Source organism: Rohdeia mirabilis, assembly GCA_007750655.1.
Classification (GTDB): Bacteria; Planctomycetota; UBA1135; order UBA1135.
Window position 1 is genome coordinate 794,898 of the sequence record CP036290.1, and the last position, 16,798, is coordinate 811,695.

General features: G+C 67.8%; 17 protein-coding genes. 11 read left to right on the forward strand and 6 right to left on the reverse strand.

Annotated features, from left to right (window positions below; genetic code table 11):
• Nucleotides 1-79: 79 nt before the first annotated feature.
• Complete coding sequence (locus tag Pla163_RS02925; RefSeq protein ID WP_145183302.1) at nucleotides 80-586, forward strand: hypothetical protein; 507 nt, start codon at nucleotides 80-82, stop codon at nucleotides 584-586.
• A gap of 126 nt (nucleotides 587-712) precedes the next feature.
• Here Pla163_RS02925 and Pla163_RS02930 read toward each other — a convergent pair whose 3' ends face one another.
• From Pla163_RS02930 to Pla163_RS18640, 4 genes are all read right to left on the reverse strand, one after another.
• Complete coding sequence (locus Pla163_RS02930; protein WP_419186253.1) at nucleotides 713-2,257, reverse strand: carboxypeptidase M32; 1,545 nt, start codon at nucleotides 2,255-2,257, stop codon at nucleotides 713-715.
• A gap of 192 nt (nucleotides 2,258-2,449) precedes the next feature.
• Nucleotides 2,450-4,063 (reverse strand): chaperonin GroEL, encoded by a 1,614-nt coding sequence (groL, locus tag Pla163_RS02935; protein WP_145183309.1) that lies wholly within the window; start codon nucleotides 4,061-4,063, stop codon nucleotides 2,450-2,452.
• Nucleotides 4,064-4,117: 54 nt separating this feature from the next.
• Nucleotides 4,118-4,429: a co-chaperone GroES gene (gene groES / locus Pla163_RS02940; protein ID WP_145183312.1), complete on the reverse strand. Its 312-nt coding sequence runs from the start codon at nucleotides 4,427-4,429 to the stop codon at nucleotides 4,118-4,120.
• Between the two features lie 125 nt (nucleotides 4,430-4,554).
• On the reverse strand, nucleotides 4,555-5,067 hold the full coding sequence (locus Pla163_RS18640; RefSeq protein WP_419186254.1) for a response regulator: 513 nt from the start codon (nucleotides 5,065-5,067) through the stop codon (nucleotides 4,555-4,557).
• A gap of 701 nt (nucleotides 5,068-5,768) precedes the next feature.
• Here Pla163_RS18640 and Pla163_RS02950 point away from each other — a divergent pair.
• The 5 genes from Pla163_RS02950 (at nucleotide 5,769) to Pla163_RS02970 (ending at nucleotide 8,980) form a co-directional block, all read left to right on the forward strand.
• Nucleotides 5,769-6,902, forward strand: a complete 1,134-nt coding sequence (locus Pla163_RS02950; RefSeq protein WP_145183317.1) for a dipeptidase — start codon at nucleotides 5,769-5,771, stop codon at nucleotides 6,900-6,902.
• 241 nt (nucleotides 6,903-7,143) lie between these two features.
• Complete coding sequence (locus Pla163_RS02955) at nucleotides 7,144-7,452, forward strand: cyclic-phosphate processing receiver domain-containing protein (RefSeq protein WP_145183320.1); 309 nt, start codon at nucleotides 7,144-7,146, stop codon at nucleotides 7,450-7,452.
• A gap of 430 nt (nucleotides 7,453-7,882) precedes the next feature.
• The gene (locus tag Pla163_RS02960) at nucleotides 7,883-8,308 is read left to right on the forward strand and encodes a hypothetical protein (RefSeq protein WP_145183323.1); all 426 of its coding nucleotides are present in this window, start codon (nucleotides 7,883-7,885) and stop codon (nucleotides 8,306-8,308) included.
• A 25-nt stretch (nucleotides 8,309-8,333) separates the two neighbouring features.
• Entirely contained in the window at nucleotides 8,334-8,678 is a 345-nt protein-coding gene (gene imm40, locus Pla163_RS02965) for an Imm40 family immunity protein (protein WP_145183326.1), read from the forward strand.
• A gap of 68 nt (nucleotides 8,679-8,746) precedes the next feature.
• Nucleotides 8,747-8,980 carry a hypothetical protein gene (locus Pla163_RS02970; protein ID WP_145183329.1) on the forward strand — a complete coding sequence of 78 codons (234 nt, stop codon included), beginning with the start codon at nucleotides 8,747-8,749 and terminating at the stop codon, nucleotides 8,978-8,980.
• Between the two features lie 747 nt (nucleotides 8,981-9,727).
• On the opposite strand, the gene Pla163_RS18645 is transcribed toward Pla163_RS02970, so the two are convergent.
• Both Pla163_RS18645 and Pla163_RS18650 read right to left on the reverse strand, forming a co-directional pair.
• A complete protein-coding gene (locus tag Pla163_RS18645; RefSeq protein ID WP_419186255.1) occupies nucleotides 9,728-10,375 on the reverse strand; it encodes a transposase in 648 nt (215 codons plus the stop codon).
• Nucleotides 10,372-10,725 (reverse strand): hypothetical protein, encoded by a 354-nt coding sequence (locus tag Pla163_RS18650; RefSeq protein ID WP_419186256.1) that lies wholly within the window; start codon nucleotides 10,723-10,725, stop codon nucleotides 10,372-10,374. Before Pla163_RS18650 ends, Pla163_RS18645 begins: the two co-directional genes overlap by 4 nt.
• A 436-nt stretch (nucleotides 10,726-11,161) precedes the next feature.
• Here Pla163_RS18650 and Pla163_RS02980 point away from each other — a divergent pair, with 436 nt between their 5' ends.
• From Pla163_RS02980 to Pla163_RS03000, 5 genes are all read left to right on the forward strand, one after another.
• A complete protein-coding gene (locus tag Pla163_RS02980; protein ID WP_419186257.1) occupies nucleotides 11,162-12,385 on the forward strand; it encodes a formylglycine-generating enzyme family protein in 1,224 nt (407 codons plus the stop codon).
• Between the two features lie 741 nt (nucleotides 12,386-13,126).
• On the forward strand, nucleotides 13,127-13,459 hold the full coding sequence (locus Pla163_RS02985) for a DUF2004 domain-containing protein (protein ID WP_145183338.1): 333 nt from the start codon (nucleotides 13,127-13,129) through the stop codon (nucleotides 13,457-13,459).
• Nucleotides 13,460-14,637: 1,178 nt separating this feature from the next.
• On the forward strand, nucleotides 14,638-15,177 hold the full coding sequence (locus tag Pla163_RS02990; RefSeq protein ID WP_145183342.1) for a hypothetical protein: 540 nt from the start codon (nucleotides 14,638-14,640) through the stop codon (nucleotides 15,175-15,177).
• A gap of 292 nt (nucleotides 15,178-15,469) precedes the next feature.
• Nucleotides 15,470-15,883 carry a hypothetical protein gene (locus Pla163_RS02995; protein ID WP_145183345.1) on the forward strand — a complete coding sequence of 138 codons (414 nt, stop codon included), beginning with the start codon at nucleotides 15,470-15,472 and terminating at the stop codon, nucleotides 15,881-15,883.
• 98 nt (nucleotides 15,884-15,981) lie between these two features.
• Entirely contained in the window at nucleotides 15,982-16,731 is a 750-nt protein-coding gene (locus tag Pla163_RS03000) for a cytidine deaminase (protein WP_145183348.1), read from the forward strand.
• The last annotated feature ends 67 nt before the right edge of the window (nucleotides 16,732-16,798 follow it).

Sequence of the window (16,798 nt, forward strand, 5' to 3'; positions counted from 1 at the left end):
GAATCGCAGCGTCTCGGCGCGGCAGGTGGCACTTTCGTGCCTGACGCCGTACCGACAATCCACACACTAGACTGATTCGATGCTCGACCCACCTCGCCAACGCGCTTCACTCGCACCAGCCCTCTCGCTCGCCGCCCTCGCACTCGCCAGTGGGTGCTCCGACGGTGAACCGTCCGCGGTGCGCGTCCACGATGCCATCCCCGGGTTCGCGGTCTACGAGATGACGTTCGGCGCGTGCCCCGTGAACGGCGTGGCGATCCTCGACGCGCGTCATGTCGAGCCCCCGGACCGGGGCAGCTCGGAGGGCGCGGCCGCCGAGTGGGGCTTCCACCTCATCGTTCCGCACGAGTGGCTCGATTGGACGGTGGAGCATTTCATACTCGCCGAAGGGCCGACGAATGCAGCGGCGGCACGAGACGCGGGGCAGCAGCTGCTCGCGCCGCTCGTGCTCGAGGGCGAGTTCCCCGAGCCGCTGGAGGCTTTCGACCACTATGGCGACGGCTTCGAGCCGGCCCTGGTGCGCCTGTTCGTGCGCCGCGCGCCCGAGGCCGACGGTAGGCACGAGGTGTACGTCTCGGGGCACTGATCGGTATGGAGTCGGTACGGCGTCAGGCACGAAAGTGCCACCTGCCGGGCCGAGACGCTGCGATTCGCAGCGTCGTCGGCGGCAGGTGGCACTTTCGTGCCTGACGCCGTACCGACTCCATGCCGATCACTTCGGATACAGCGCGTCCACCTTGCCCGTGATGTACCGGCGGAACGGATCCGCGGACAGCGGTTTGCCGGTCACGCGCTTCACGATCTCGGCGGCGGTGTAGACGCGGTCGTGGCGGTGGATCTCCTTGCGCAACCACTCGCGCAACGGCTGCATCTCGCCCTTCGCGATCTGCGCGTCCAGGTCCGGCAGGGCTTCGCGCGCCGCCTCCATGATCTGCGCCGAGTACAGGTTGCCCAGGCTGTAGGTGGGGAAGTAGCCGATCGCACCCATCGCCCAGTGGATGTCCTGCAGGCACCCTTCGGAGTCGTTCTTCGGCGTGAGGCCGAGTCGCGCCTGCATCGCCGCGTTCCAGCGCGCCGGCACGTCCTTCACCTTCAGGTCACCGCTGATCAGATCGCGCTCGAGCTCGTAGCGCAGCACGATGTGCAGGTTGTAGGTCAGCTCGTCGGACTCGACGCGGATCATCGACGGGCCGAGACGGTTGGCGGCGCGCCACATGGTCTCGAGGTCCACACTCTTCACCTGCGCGCCGAAACGCTTCTTCAGCTTCGGCAGCCAGTGCTTCCAGAACGAGCGGCTGCGCGCGATCTGGTTCTCCCACAGGCGACTCTGGCTCTCGTGGATGCTCATCGAGATCGCGCCGCCGAGCGGGTGCCGCGCGCGCTTCGGATCCAGGCCCTGCTCGTACAACCCGTGCCCCGCCTCGTGCACCGCGCCGAACAGTCCGCCACGCAGGTCCTGCGGATCGAAGCGTCCGGTCATGCGCACGTCGACCGGACCGACGCCGCCGCAGAACGGGTGCGTGGACACGTCGAGGCGGCCGCGCTCGAGGTCGATGCCCATCGCGACGACCACGTCCTTCACGAACGCGCGCTGTTGCTCGGGATCGAACTTCCCGACGAGCGGACGCATGTCGATCTTCGTCCTGGCCTTGCGCACCTGCTCGACGAGCGGCACGGTCAGATCGCGCAGTTCGCCCAGCACGGGGTCGATCTCGGCCATCGTCGCGCCCGGCTCGTAGATGTCGAGCAGCGCGTCGTACGGCTGGCCCTTCTTGCCGGCCTTCGCGGCGGCGATCTTGCGGTTCATCGCCACGACCTTCTCCAGGTGCGGCGCGAAGCGGCCGAAATCGTTCGTCGTGCGCGCCGCCTTCCAAGCCTCGAGTGCGTGGCTCTTGATGACCGCGAACTCGGCTGCGAGCTCCGGCGGCACCGCGGTCGCGTCCTTCACGCGGCGCTCGAGCAGCTCGACCGTGCGGCGCTCCTGATTCTTCAGCCCGTCCTTCGCCTTGGCGAGCGCGCGCACGTCACGGGCGAAGGCCTTGTCGCCGGCGAACTCCTGGCTCAGCCGCGACAGCTCGGCCAGCGTCCGCGCGCGCACCTCGGCGCCACCGGGCGGCATCAAGACTTCCTGGTCCCAGCCCAGGATGCTCGAGGCGTTCGAGATGTCGACCATGCGCTCGTAGTGCGCCAGCGAGCGCTTCAGGAGGTCGGACGTGGACGGAGCCTTGGAGGCGGCTTTGGAGGTGGTGCTGCTCATGGGCCCAATCTGCCAAACGCGGCCGGGCATTGCCTCGCTCCGCCCGCGCGCGATCCGTGCGACGGCCCACGCTGCGCACCGTGCGGGCCCCACGAACAGCGAGCCCGAAACCCAACGAGGCGCCCCACCTCGCGGTGGAGCGCCTCGCTCTTCGAGCCCGACGTTCGGATCGGGTTCAGCAGCCGTCGCCGATCAGTGCGAGTGCCCAGCGTGGGCGTCGTCTCGCGACTTCTCGGGCATGTCGCTGACCAGGGCGTCCGTGGTCAGCAGCAGGCTGGCGACCGAAGCGGCGTTGGTGAGCGCGGTGCGCGTGACCTTCGTCGGGTCGATGACACCGGCCTTGACCATGTCCTCGTAGACGTCGGTCGCGGCGTTGTAGCCGTACGTGTCGGACTTGCCGGCGCGCACGTTCTGGACCACGACCGCACCGTCCTGGCCGGCGTTGATCGCGATCTGGCGCAGCGGGGCTTCGAGGGCGCGGCGCACGATCTGCGAACCGACGCGCTCGTCACCGTCGAGCTTCAGCTTGTCGATCGCCGCCTGGCAGGCGAGGAGCGCGACACCGCCGCCGGGGACGATGCCCGACTCGACGGCCGCACGGGTGGCGTGGAGGGCATCCTCGACGCGCGCCTTCTTCTCCTTCATCTCCGCCTCGGTCGCGGCGCCGACGTTGATCTGAGCAACGCCGCCGGACAGCTTGGCGAGACGCTCCTGGAGCTTCTCGCGGTCGTAGTCGGACTTGGTGTTCTCGATCTCCGCGCGGATCTGCTCGATGCGGCCCTTGATCTCGGCCTTGGTGCCGGCGCCTTCGATGATCGTCGTGTTGTCCTTGGTGATGACGATCTTCTTGGCGGTGCCGAGGTCCTTGACGGTCATGCCGTCGAGGCTCTGACCGGTGGACTCCATCACGGCGGTGGCGCCGGTCAGGACCGCGATGTCCTCGAGCATGGCCTTGCGGCGGTCGCCGAAGCCCGGAGCCTTCACGGCGCAGACCGGGAACGCACCGCGCAGGCGGTTCACGACGAGCGTCGCCAGGGCCTCGCCCTCGAGGTCCTCGGCGATGATCACGAGCGGCTTACCGCTGCGCGCGACCTCTTCGAGGATCGGGATCATGTCCTTGACCGAGCTGACCTTCTTCTCGTGCACCAGGACGTAGGCGTTCTCGAAGACCGCCTCCATCGACTTGGCGTCCGTGATGAAGTGCGGCGACAGGTAGCCCTTGTCGAACTGCATGCCCTCGACCCAGTCGACCTCCGTGGCGAGGCTCTTGCCTTCTTCCACGGTGATGACGCCGTCCTTGCCGACCTTCTCCATCGCCTCGGCGATCATCGTGCCGATCTCGGGGTCGTTGTTCGACGCGATCGAGCCGACCTGCGTGATGTCTTCCTTGCCTTTGATGGGCTTGGACATCTTCTCGAGGCTGGCGACGACCGACGCGACGGCCTGGTCGATGCCGCGCTTGAGAGCGACCGGGTTGGCGCCGGCGGTGACGTTCTTGAGGCCTTCCTCGAAGATGGCCTCCGCGAGAACGGTCGCCGTCGTGGTGCCGTCACCCGCGCCGTCGTTGGTGCGGCTGGCGACTTCCTTCACGAGCTGGGCGCCCATGTTCTCGTAGGCGTCGTCGAGCTCGATCTCCTTCGTGACGGAGACGCCGTCCTTGGTGACGGTCGGGCTGCCGAAGGACTTCTGGATGATGACGTTGCGACCGCGCGGGCCAAGGGTGACCTTGACGGCGCGGGCGAGTTTGCGGACCCCTTGGCGGATGTGCTCCCGCGCTTCGGAGTCGTAGCTGATCTGCTTGGCCATGGAACGATTGGTTCGGTGCTGAGTGCGTGCGTGTGGAAGGGGAGGCCTGTCGAATCAGCCGACGATGCCGAGGATGTCGTCCTCGCGCATGATCAGGTAGTCCTCGCCTTCGAACTTGATCTCGGTGCCGGCGTACGAGCTGAAGAGGATGCGGTCGCCGACCTTGACGGCGAACGTGGAGCGCTCACCGTTGTCGAGCTGCTTGCCGTCGCCGACCGAGATGATGCGGCCTTCCTTCGGCTTCTCCTTGGCGGACTCGGGCAGGAGGATGCCGCCGGCGGTCTTGCCTTCGGCCTCGACACGCTGGACGAGGACGCGGTCGGCGAGGGGGCGGATGTTGACCTTGGTCTTGGACTTGGTGGCCATGGCTATGCGTTGGTGTTGCTGTGGTGGGGTCACTGTTGGTTGTCGAGCCCACCCGCGGTGGATGGGCTGAACGGAGCGAACGGCGTGCGCCGTCCGTGATCGTGTGTGGCTCGCTCGGGGTCGAGTCAGGCGCGCGGGAGTCGACTGTCACCGTCGGTGGCCGCGATCGCGCGGGCGATCTCCTGGCGCAGGACGTTGGGGTCGACCGGCTTGTGCAGGACGGCTCGCGCGCCGGCGGTGCGCGCACGGTGTTCGAGTTCGGGCGTCAGGTCCGCCGAGTAGAGGATGCAGGGCAGGGGGCGCCGACCGACGAGGCGGCCGTCGCTCTGGAGTTCGCTCTGCAGCGCGGCGAGCACCTCGAGTCCGCCCAGTCCGGGCAGCGTGTCGCCGGGCATGTGCAGGTCGAGCAGCGCCGCGTGGATGGCCGCCGCGCCCGTCCGGAAGCGCCGCATCAGCTCGAGCGCCTCGGGGCCCGAATCGGCCTCGAGGATCTCGATGTCGAGGGACGCCAGCAGCTCGACGATGCCGCCGCGCAGCCCCGCGTCGTCGTCCGCGATCAGCAGACGGCGCCCGACGAGCAGGTGCTCGGGGATCCTGGGGATCCCGTCCGGGTCGGGGGTGTTGGCGTTCGGGCGCATGGGAGGGGCGTGGAAGCGGCGGGCCCGGGGAGAGTCGGGGGAGACGGGCCAACCGGCCGCGCGAAGAGCAAAGCGCGTGCCGCGGGGGTGGCGAGGGGCGTGGGCGTCGGAGGGCGGGGCGCTCGTCGGGCGCGAACGGGGAGCGAGCGGGGCGAACTGTCGGTCGAGCGGGGGTCGAGCGAGCGTCGGGCAGGGGCCGGTCAGGGGTCGCGTGCCGGTGGCGCGCGGACGGCTGGGCGCCGCTCGGCTGTCAGGGTGGCAGGCGCTCCGAGGGCGAGTCCGCGTCGCTGTCACTTTGGCAGCGGGGTGGAGGCGCCGCATTCGGCGGGCTCGGGTGGGCCGGGTCGGGCGACCGCGGTCGGAGCTCTTGGAGGGGCCGGGCGAGGCAGCGGGCTCGGTCGGGCTCCGCCTCGACGAACGGGACCGCGTGCTGCGCGTCGAAGCCGATCGGGCAGGGGAGGCTCGAGCTCGTCGGCGCCGATGGGGTGGGCGGGCGCGACTGACCGGTCGGATGGGCTCGTTCGCCGGCAGGCCGGCCCCACGCGGATCGACCTGCCCGCTGGGGCCCGGCCGGCTGCGTCGGTCGCTCGAACCGCGCAGAGCTCGTCGGGTCGCCCGCGAAGCTGGTCCAGCCGCTCGGTGGGACCCCGCCACGGCCGTCGCGAGCGCCCCGGACGCCGGCGGACTAGGTTGGCCGTCCCATGACCGATTCCACTGCGCCCGCTCCGAGCCCGACCGTCCAGGCTCTGCTCGCCGACCTGCCGGTCTTCGACGCGCACCACGACGCGATCCAGCTCACTTTGGACCTGGGCCACGATCTGGCGGTGGGGGCGCCGGGCCAGTTCGACCTGCCGCGCGCGCGCCGTGGCGGAGTGGGGGCGTCGGTCTTCGCCTGTTGGGTCGACGGCCACTTCGCCCTGCCCGGTGCGCCGGTCGGGTCCGCGGCGCGCGCGCACGCTTTGATCGACGCGCTGCACGGTTTGTGCGCGGAGCACCCGGACCAGGTGCGTTTGGTGCGCACGGCCGCGGATCTCGAGCGCGCGCGCACCGATCGCGTGCACGGCGCGGTGTGCGGCATCGAGGGTGGACACGCGATCGAGAACAGACTCGAGGAATTGGAGCGTTTCGCCGAGCGCGGCCTGCGCTGCATGACTTTGGTGTGGAACAACCATTTGCCGTGGATTCGCTCGTGCCAACCGAACGCGGGCGCCGGCGTGCCGGAGGGGATCGACGACTTCGGGCGTCAGGTGGTGCGGCGCATGGAGGAGCTGGGCGTGATGGTCGACCTGTCGCACGCCGGAGAGCGTTCGGTGTACGACGTGCTCGACGTGGCGACCAAGCCCCTCATTGCGAGCCACAGCGGCTGCAACGCCGTGCGCGACCACCGTAGGAATCTCGACGACGACCAACTGCGCGCCATTGCCGCGAACGGCGGCGTCGTCGGCATCGTGTTCCATCCGGGGTTCTTGGACGAAGACGCGACCGAGGACATGAAGCGCGTGCGCCACGGGGCCGAGTACCGGGCCGCGAAGGGAGCGAACTACACCGAGACGTACCTGGCCGAGTCGGCGGTCATGCAGGCCCAGGCGGCGCCGTTCGCCTTGGGGCGCGTGGTGGACCACATCCAACACGCGGTCGAGGTCATGGGCATCGAGCACGTGGGAATCGGTTCCGACTACGACGGCATCGAGCACGCGCCACAGGGTTTGGAGGATGCGAGCGGCTTCGGCGCGCTGGCCGAGGCGTTGCTCGCGCGCGGGTTCACAAAGGGGGATGTGCGCGCCGTGTTGGGCGGGAACATGCGGCGCGTGTTCGGGATGGTGTTGCCGAGGTGAGGGGCCGGTCTGTCGGCCGACTTGGAGCCACACGGGGCCCGCGCTCGACGCTAGACTCCACGCTTCGCGTCGATCGCGTTCGCTGCGTTCTACGGACCTGCCCATCCACATGCGCCCCACGCCCATCCTTGGAAGCCCAGCCCCCAGTGCCTCTTGTGCGCCTCGTCGCATGGGCGTTACCCAGCCCCGTCAGCCGGACGCCGCGCTACGCGGGTCCGTCTAAATCGCGTTAGTCAGACAAGTGCGTGTCTTCCTCGATGACGAACGGCAGCCGCCTCCCGGTTGGGTTCACGTTCGGTGGCCGGACGAGGCGATCGCGCTGCTGCAGGGGAATGGCGTGGAGGAGATCAGTCTCGATCACGACCTCGGTGACGATGACCGCGGCACCGGCTACGACGTCGTGCTCTGGATCGAGAGGGCAGTGGCACTCGATGGCTTCGTGCCACCTATGATCCGGGTGCACTCGGCGAACAGCTCCGCTCGGCAGAAGATGGAGGCTGGCATCGAGGCCATTGCTCGATTGGCGCGGCGAGGTGACAATGCTGACTAACACGCCGATGCAGTGGATGGCCGCGTCCACTCGCTTCGCTCGCTCCCGCGGCCACCACTGATCGACAAGGCGTTAGACGAACTATGCCCAGCGAAGAACTCCTTCAAAGTTGGAAGCGCACGAGGGCACACCTGGCTGCCGCAGCTGCCCTGCTGCCTGCGAGGCCGCGAAGCGGCCCCGAGGGTGGCTCTCATCAGGGCTACGCGGAGTCCCTGGAACACAACGAGCTGGAGCTCGCGCTCGATCAACTGGAGGACCTTGCCCAAGTGAATGCCGTGCCTCCTGCGTTCTGGGCGGCACTCTCCGAAGCGGCTGCGGAAATGGAGCTCAGCGATCACGAAAGGCGGTACCGTGGTGCCGTCTAACCAGCCGATGCAACGGACGGCGCTTCGCGCCGACGCTGATCGGCATCAGCGTTAGCCGGACCGTCATGACCTCCGGCAATGGCCTACGTGAGTCAGTCGTCTCACACCTGCGGCTGGCAAGGTCCGCCTCCGAGCTCCGGGCGTATCGCAGGGCCGTGCCCGTCGCAAGTGTCGTTGCCGAGGTGTTCTGCGGCTGGGAGGACCTGTTTCATCCGGGTACGCCTCTCCACGGCGAGACTTTCACCACTGCCGAACAGGAGGCTCTTGCCAGGTTCGACCGCGTTGTCGACTCAGTCGCCGAGGAAACCGCGGATGACACCGGGCTCGAGGACTGGCTCAACTCGTCACCCTGGAGGGTATTGTCGAGCGAGGCTACGGTTGCACTCGTCGCCCTCGGGGTGGCGCTTGAAGATGCCGACTTACACGCCGATGCAGTGGATGACCGCGTCCGCTCGCTTCGCTCGCTCCCGCGGCCACCACTGATCGACTAGGCGTTAGACACGCCTTCGAACGCCGATGGCTGCGCAAGACTACCTCGACCTACTGGAACGGCGCGTTCTCCGACGATCGGTCACTCTGTCAGCACTCGGGGTCGAGGAAGTTGCCTGGACCGAGACAGACGCAAGGTTAGTCGTAGCAGCCTTGCAGGACAGCCATTGGGCCATCCTAGGCGGTGACGTTCTTCGCATCGGAGCCAACGCGCCTGAGTACACGTACGACAGTTGGCACTCAGGGCCGCGAAATGGAGAGACTCCCCGAGAGTTCGTCGAACGCACCCATACCGAGACACTTCAGTACATAGACGCCTACCCGAACCGGGAGTCCCACCTGTACACCCTGGTTTGTAGTAGGGTTGTCTAGCACAGCCATGCAGCGGACCGCCTTCGCGCCCGCTGATGGCAAACCGCGTTGGACGGACGAGGAGCCGCATGAAACTTGAGCTCACCGACGACGAGGCGCTCGTCTTGTTCGAACTACTGGCCGACTACGGAACCAGCGACGACGGTCGCCAGCTTGTGGTGCGTCACGCGTCTGAACGAAACGCGCTGTGGGCTGTGCACGCGGCTCTCGAGAAAAGGCTCGTGGCGCCGTTTCAGCAGGACTACGCAGACCAACTATCCGCAGCGCGATCCCGAATAGAAGGAGAGGGCGGCTCCTGGTGAGGCGACAGGCGCCGTCCAATACGCCGATGCAGTGGATGGCCGCGTCCACTCGCTTCGCCCGCTACCGCGGCCACCACTGATCGACAACACGTACGGCACGTACACGTACGGTGCCGCACACCACTGAGGTGGTCGACCACGAGGAAGTGCCGCAGCAATCGGCGCTCGGTCCGGGCGGTGACGTCTCCAGCGGGCGAGGCGTACGACGGCGCGGCGGCGCCTCGAGCAACGTACTCAGGGCGTTGCCCCGGCAGCTTGTTCTCCGTCCAAGCCCCGCCCAGGACTGCTCCGGTAGATTCTTCTGGTCGACCACCTCAGTGGTGTGCGGTACCGTACGCGCTCGCTTCGCTCGCTCCCGCGGCCACCACTGATCGACTAGGCGTTAGGGGGGCGTACGGTGTCGCACACCACTGAGGTGGTCGACCGCGAAGAAGTGCCGCAGCAATCGGCCCTCGGTCCGGGCGGTGGCTGCTCCAGCGGACGGGACTTTCGCCGCCGCGCCGCCGCCTCGAGCAACGTGCCCAGGGCGCTGCCCCGGCAGCTTGTGTTTCGTCCAAGCCCAGGATTGCTCCGGTACATTCTTCTGGTCGACCACCTCAGTGGTGTGCGGCACCGTACGGGGCGCCTCAGTGGTGTGCGGCACCGTACGGGGCGAGGAAGTGCCGCGGCAATCGGTGCTCGGCCCGGGCGGTTACGCCTCCAGCGGACGGGACGTGCGACGGCGCGCCGGCGCCTTGAGCAACGTACTCAGGGCGCCGCCCCGGCAGCCTGTTCTTCGTCCAAGCCCCGCCCGGGATTGCTCCGGTACTTCCTCGCGCTCGAGCGCCTCAATGGTGTGCGACACCGTACACCCACGCGCGCGAGCACGAGGTTCCTGTACCCGCGTTCGCGCACGCGTTCCTCACGCAGCCGAGGTTTCGGTGCGCCCCGTCCACCAGTCGTGCGTGCGCGCCGCTTCAGCTCGCTCCACTCGCCGCCTGCGATGCTCTCCGCAGCCTCCACGAGGCCGCCGTGCGCTGCGATACCGAAGACGAACTCGATCCCCGACCCGTCCCAGTGGTCGAAGTCGCCCGTCAGCGAGAAGTGAGAGTCACCGCGCAGCCTCGCCTTCTCGAAGCCCGCTTCGCGCACGAGTTCGACCGCGGGCTCGAGGTACTCGAAGGCGCCTTCGTGACTCGGACGGTTGCCAGGTCGGTTGTGCAGGTACAGCATCTCGCCCGTGTTCGCGAGGCTGATCATCAGCGGCGCATAGCCCCACTCGCCGTTGTAGGCCCGGTCCACGCCCTCCTTGCACTCGCCGCACGACGGCGCGATCGTTCCGTCGATGTCGATCGTCGCGCGTTCGAAGAAGCTCGCTGGCTGCTGCTTCCACACCAGCACCCGCGTCTCGTTCACCGCTTCCGACAGGTCGTCGATCCGTGTGCGGTCGAAGCGGCGCAGGAAGTCTCCCGCCGTCGTCGGGTCGGGATGCGTGCGGCGCCGAGCTGGTCGAGGTATCCCGCGTCCTGACGACGCAGTTCGAGGTCGTCCAGCGTGCGTCCGCCTGCGACCACGTTGTAGGCGAGATTCAAGACGTGGTCCGAGACGCTGTACGGACCCCTGCGCCGGAAGATGTCGACTGACGCGTCGATCCGGCTCGCGAGCCCCGTCGCCCGGACGAGGTCGTGGACGAGGCCCACGCCCCCGTGCGCCGTCGCCTGCACGCGACCCGCGACCTCGTACACCCGCGCGCCCGCCGCGAGCATGCGCGATCGATGACCGCGACTCGTGCGTCGCGACAGCCGCTCGTCGAGCAGCCCTTTCCGGATGGCCAGTCTCTCGCAATCCTCACGCTTCACCTGGAACGCCTCTCTTGTGTGGGTGCGTTGTTTTTCACACCCACCGTCTACCCGCCAGGAATCGGGTGTTTCAGGTGGTTCCGCCTCTACGTCGCTGTGGGAGGCGCTGGATCAGGGCCTAGCGGCGCGTCGGAGCGGCCTGCAGCTGCCCGGCGAGAGTTCTCCCAGAAAGAAAGTTGGCGGACCGCACCGGCGAAGTGCGTGTACCTCCGTGCATGAGCGGTCTCTTGGCCCTCGAGCGACTCTCCTCCGTTCCGACTTCACATTCGCTTCACCGTCCCGCCCCTTTGCCCCTTGCGCCCTCAACAGGTGTCCTCCAACGATGATCTCTACCAAAGTGCCCATGCTCGCGGCCCTTGCGGCCCTCGCCCTCTCGACCCTTCCCGCCCAGGCCCAGACCACCTTCGGCACGAGCTGTGCCGGTGCGTCGGGCGTGACGCCGACCCTCTCGGTGTCCGGCGTTGTCCAGTCCGGCCAGCCGTGGACCCTGGAGGTCACCGCACCCGGTGGCATCGGGTTCGGCTATCTGCTGGTCGGTTTCTCGAACACGACGGCGTCCGCGCTCGGTGGCGTGCCGCTGCCGTTCGACCTCGGGACACTCTTCACGGATCCACTGTGGAGCGGCTGCGACCTCACCATCGATCCGAACTTCCTGACCCTGCCGTACACGTTCGACCCGAATGCCAACGGCGGGCTGTGGACGAAGAACTTCCAGGGGTTCAGCGGTGGACAGCTCTACGTCCAGGCCATCAACATCGACGCGGACTTCGTGACGCGGATTGCAGGCGTAAGCCAAGGCATGATCGTCGGTGGAGGTGACAGCCAGTTGATCCCGGGGATGAAGCTGATCCCGCCCGGAACCTTCGAGATGGGATCGAACGCGCCAGGGGGGGATCCGTACTACGGACAAGCGATCGAGCAGCCGGTGCACTCGGTGACGATCAGCTACCCGTTCTGGATGGGCCAGCGCGAGGTGACGCAAGCGGAGTACGAGGCGCTGACGGGCCTCAACCCATCCGCCTCCGTCGGACCGAATCGTCCTGTAGAGCGGGTGTCGTGGAACGAGGCCAGGGCGTACTGCTTGTCGCTGACGGCGTTCGAGAGTGCGGCGGGGAACCTTCCCGCTGGCTACGAGTACCGTCTGCCGACCGAGGCGGAGTGGGAGTACGCGTGCCGCGCGGGGACGACGACGGAGTACAACGTGGGTATTGCACTGTCGTGCGCGCAAGCATTCTTCCAATTCCCCAAGACGAACCAATTTCCGTCCTGCGGTAACCCGAGCGGTACGGCGAACGTGGGCAGCTACGCGCCGAACGCGTGGGGGCTGTTCGATATGCACGGCAACGTGCACGAGTGGTGCCTCGATTCATTCACGTGGTATTCTGCTGGAGATGTGACGGATCCCTTCGTGACTGGCTGGGCGGACCGCGTCTACCGGGGCGGCACCTGGTTCAATCAAGCCAGCGACTGCCGTTCCGCCGCCCGTAACGGCTGGAGTTCCACCGGCCTGAGCAACGGCATCGGGTTCCGGGTTGTTCTTGCCCCAGTTCTCGTCCCCGTCCCCTAGAGCCAAGCAGCAAGACAGCGGAGCAGCACCGCGAGTTGACGGAGGCGGGTGGGGAGCGACTCCAAAGATGCCGGAGCGCGCGGAGCTGCGCAGCGAACGAAGTGTCAGGTGGCGAGCCCGGCGTCGCGGAGCGACGCCGGGCTCGCGGCGGGCTCCGACTCACTCCGCCCCCTCTGACACCCGACGCTCGACGAAACGCTCTCCATGCAGACCCAGGTTTTCGCCGTCCCCACGGCGGGGGACGAGGCGACGCTCGGACAGATGGACGTGTTCCTGCGCTCGCACCGCGTCCTCAGCGTTGACAGGACGGCCGTCGTCCACGATGGACGGCAGTTCTGGCCCTTCTGCGTGGAGCGGCTGGAGCGCGTCGCCGCCCCCGGCGGCGGCGCGCGGCCAGGCTCGGCCACCACGTACGGGGTCGCACACCGCTGCGGTGGTCGACCACGAGGAAGTGCCGCAGCAATCGTCGCTCGGTCTGGGCGGTGACTCCTCCAGCGGACGGGACGTTCGACGCCGCGCCGGCGCCTCGAGCAACGTGCTCAGGGCGCTGACCCGGCAGCTTGTTCTCCGTCCAAGCCCAGGATTGCTCCGGTACATTCTTGTGGTCGACCACCGCAGTGGTGTGCGACACCGAATGCATGTGCCCGGTTGCACAGGACCACGATCCAGCGAGGTCGTGAATGCTCTTGCTCTCCACGGCGCGAACGATCAGCTGGAATCTGACCTGAAGACCCATAGACAATGAACCAGGACGAAACAGCAAGGCGCGAGAGGATCGCTCGCGATGCGATCTTGTCCAGTCTGGGGCAGGAGTCCGGCGAGTACGGCGCGACACTGTTCGCCACACACCATCTCGCGGAGCTCGATGAGGCCTACTGGCAGGAGCACGCGCAGGCTGGCTCGCCGGAGCCTAGGCGTGTGCTGGAGATTCTCGAACTGAAGTCATCGGCGGACGATGAAGAGGAAGGGCTCGATCAGCTCGACTTCGGCCTGCCTGGTGGTGTGTCGGACTACGTGCTCTGTGTCTCGTTCGACGAGGAGGGAGAAGTCGACGATATCAGCATGGAGAGCTGAGCGCCGCGGTCCCAATCTCCCGTCGACCGCACCTGCAGCGACCTTGGACGCTCAACCGCCTCCTTCTCGAGCCCCGGTCTCGCTCGACGACGCACCGCGACATCACATCGAGTACCAGAGGAAGCCGAGTCGAAGCCGTGCGGACCTGCGGACGACGTCAGGCGTACGGGGCGTACGGTGTCGCACACCACTGAGGTGGTCGACCGCGAGGAAGTGCCGCAGCAATCGGCACTCGGTCTGGGCGGTGGCTGCTCCAGCGGACGGGACGTTCGCCGCCGCGCCGCCGCGCCGCCGCCTCGAGCAACGTGCCCAGGGCGCTGCCCCGGCAGCTTATGTTTCGTCCAAGCCCAGGATTGCTCCGGTACATTCTTCTGGTCGACCACCTCAGTGGTGTGCGGCACCGTACGCGCGGAGGTGGTCGACCGCGAGGAAGTGCCGCAGCAATCGGCGCTCGGTCTGGGCGGTGGCTACACCAGCGGACGGGACGTTCGCCGCCGCGCCGCCGCCTCGAGGAACGTGCCCAGGGCGCTGCCCCGGCAGCTTGTGTTTCGTCCAAGCCCAGGATTGCTCCGGTACATTCTTCTGGTCGACCACCTCAGTGGTGTGCGGCACCGTACGCGCGGACGCGCTCCGCGCGCCGCTGAACCGCCACAGCGTTATGTGTACGTGATGACGACTCGGTCGCTTCCAGAATCCTTCGACGACGCAGTGCGCGAGTTCCGTGCTTTCCTTCGAGGCCAGGGGCACTTTGGCCCAGTCGTGTGGCTGTTCGCTGACGACGTCTCATCACGCGGAGTCTCTACATGGGTTCGGTGGCCGCTACCAGCCACGAATTCTGATCGCGTTGCCACGCTCTACAGCATGGCCCATTCAGGAGAAGGGGTTCGGATGGAAGGGTGGTGCCGAGTCGGCAGTAAGGTTTGTGCCACGGTGTCGTTGCCGCGCCACGACGACGCAGCGACTGGTCGTCTGTGCAGCGGGCTGATGCTCAGCGTTGGGACGCCACTTCGACTTGCGCAACCCGTTCGATCTCGCCTACGCTGGGCTTGGCTGCGGTGGCGAAACGGTGTTCCGTCTCGAACAGGCGTCGCAGCGTTCGTTGCTGGTGACTCATGAACCCGGGTGCAGGCGGGCGGTGCTTCGCCAAGTCGCAGAACCGCATTCCGTTAGGTGGACACGTGCTCAACATCGCCGCCAAAGAACTCTCCTGGATCAATAGATCTTCAGACGATCCAAGTGACCAATGCGCACATGGCCGAGTGTTGATTGCACACGGAGATTCGGTCCTTGCCTCGCCCACCGAGGGCGAGTGGACCGTTTCCGCGACCGGGCTCTACCTGCTCCGTACGATCGAAGACGATCACACCCCTGAGTCCACGGTCGCTGAGACCAACTTCCTTCTTCCATGCTGCGGGTTCAACGCATGGGAGATTGGGCAGCGCTACGCGGTGCTTTGCATGGGATGCCCCACTGGCATCGATGTCTGGGTTCGCCACCTCGATTCATCGGTCCTCTTGTCCCGGGGGCCGACTGAGGTGGAGGTCGGGAAGGACGAGTGGGCTACGGCTGTTCGCTCATTCGCAAGGCAGATCGAGGGCTACTACTCTCAGTCCTCACCCAAGGAGAAGCCGACTGATGACCTCAACGAGGCTGGATGGCGGGCGTTCTGGCAGGAATGGAATGCCCGAATGGGGAGGACGGGCCGTGGTGACACCTGACTCGTCGATGCAGGCGGACGCTGGCTTCACCGGCGCCGCAGATCGACAGGGCCGTTAGCGCCGCACACGAGCAGTCTTGCTGGATGGTCTGGGTCGGTGTCATCGGCTTGGTGCCGCCATCCGCCACCCGCGACGTGGAGCCGCCCACATTTTTCTTCGCACCCCACCCGCAACCCTCCGCCCCCCGGCCCGGTCTTGATCCTGTCGCCGGACACCCGGCCGACGGGCGCCGCGGCACGTGCCGGGCGCCTCCGACACCGAGACTCCCGAGAGGGGAAGGAGCGCCAGCGAGATGGAGATCGATTTCAGCCAGGTCGACGAGACGGAGAACTACGTGAGCGTCCCGGAGGGCGTGTATCCGTGCCGCATCGCGGACGTGCGCGAGGGCTTCACGCGCGACGGGGACAAGCGCTGGAGCGTGCGCCTCGAGGTGACCGACGGCGAGTGCGCGGGCCGCACGGCCGCGTGGGACGGCATCAGTTGGAGCGAGCGGGGGCTGCAGCGCGCGAAGTTCGTGCTCAGCAAGTTGGGCTTCGACACGGCGGGCAAGCTCGCGGTCGAGGCGCGCGATCTGCTCGGGCGCACCACGTGGGTGAAGGTGCTGGAGGAGGAGCGCGTGGATCCGCTGACGGGGACGCGCTCGCGACGGATGCGCGTGCCGTTCCTCGGCTACGGCGAACACCGAGCGAGTCTCGCGGGAGATTGAACCGAGACCCGTCCGCTCGACCGACGTCGCGGCCCGTGAACGACCGTCCGAGCGGACGGCCGTTGACGCGGCGCGCGGCGCGGTGGGAGCATGGCGCCATGAACGCCGAAGGGACCGACGGTGGGGGCGAACACGCTGCGCGTGCGGACGTACGGCGCGCGTTCGGGTTGCGTCTGTCGCAGGACGCGTTGGCCGCGGCGCTCGGTGCGGCTCGTGGGGCACTGGCCGACGCACGCGCAACGAGGGCACTCGGCGATGCGGGGGCTTCCGGCGATCGATCGGCTGGTGGGTCGGGCCGCAGTTCCCTCGATGGACCGAGCGGCGACGTGAACGGCGGTTCGGCCGTCACTTCGAACAGCGGACCGAACGCAGCTGCCAACGCCGCTTCCGCCGGCCTCCCCGTCCCGCCCGATCTCGCGCACCTCGTCGCCCTGGCTCTGGCCGCCTCGGAAGGGGCCCACGCCCCCTACAGCCAACTCTCGGTCGGCGCCGTCGCCGTCGCATCGGACGGGTCCGTGTTCGCGGGCTGCAACGTCGAGAGCGCCAGCTACGGCCTCACTCTGTGCGCCGAGCGCGCGGCCCTCGCGGCGGCGCGGGTCGGTCGCGCGGCCGAGCTCGTGCTCGTCGTCCTGACCTCGAGCGCGGGCGCGATCCCGCCCTGTGGTGCGTGCCGGCAACTGCTCGTCGAGCTGGCGCCGAACGCGATCGTCGTCTCGGCCGGACGCCGGGCGGGGGCGACGCGCTCGACGGACACCGGCGAAGTGGCTCGCGTGTGGACCTCGGCCGAACTCCTGCCCGACGCCTTCGACGCGGGCGGCCTGCCCGAGCGACGCGGGCTCACGAACTGACCGCTGTCGCGGGGATGCGGGACCTCCACCCGCGCTCGCGGCTCGTGCGCCGTCCGGACACGCGGAC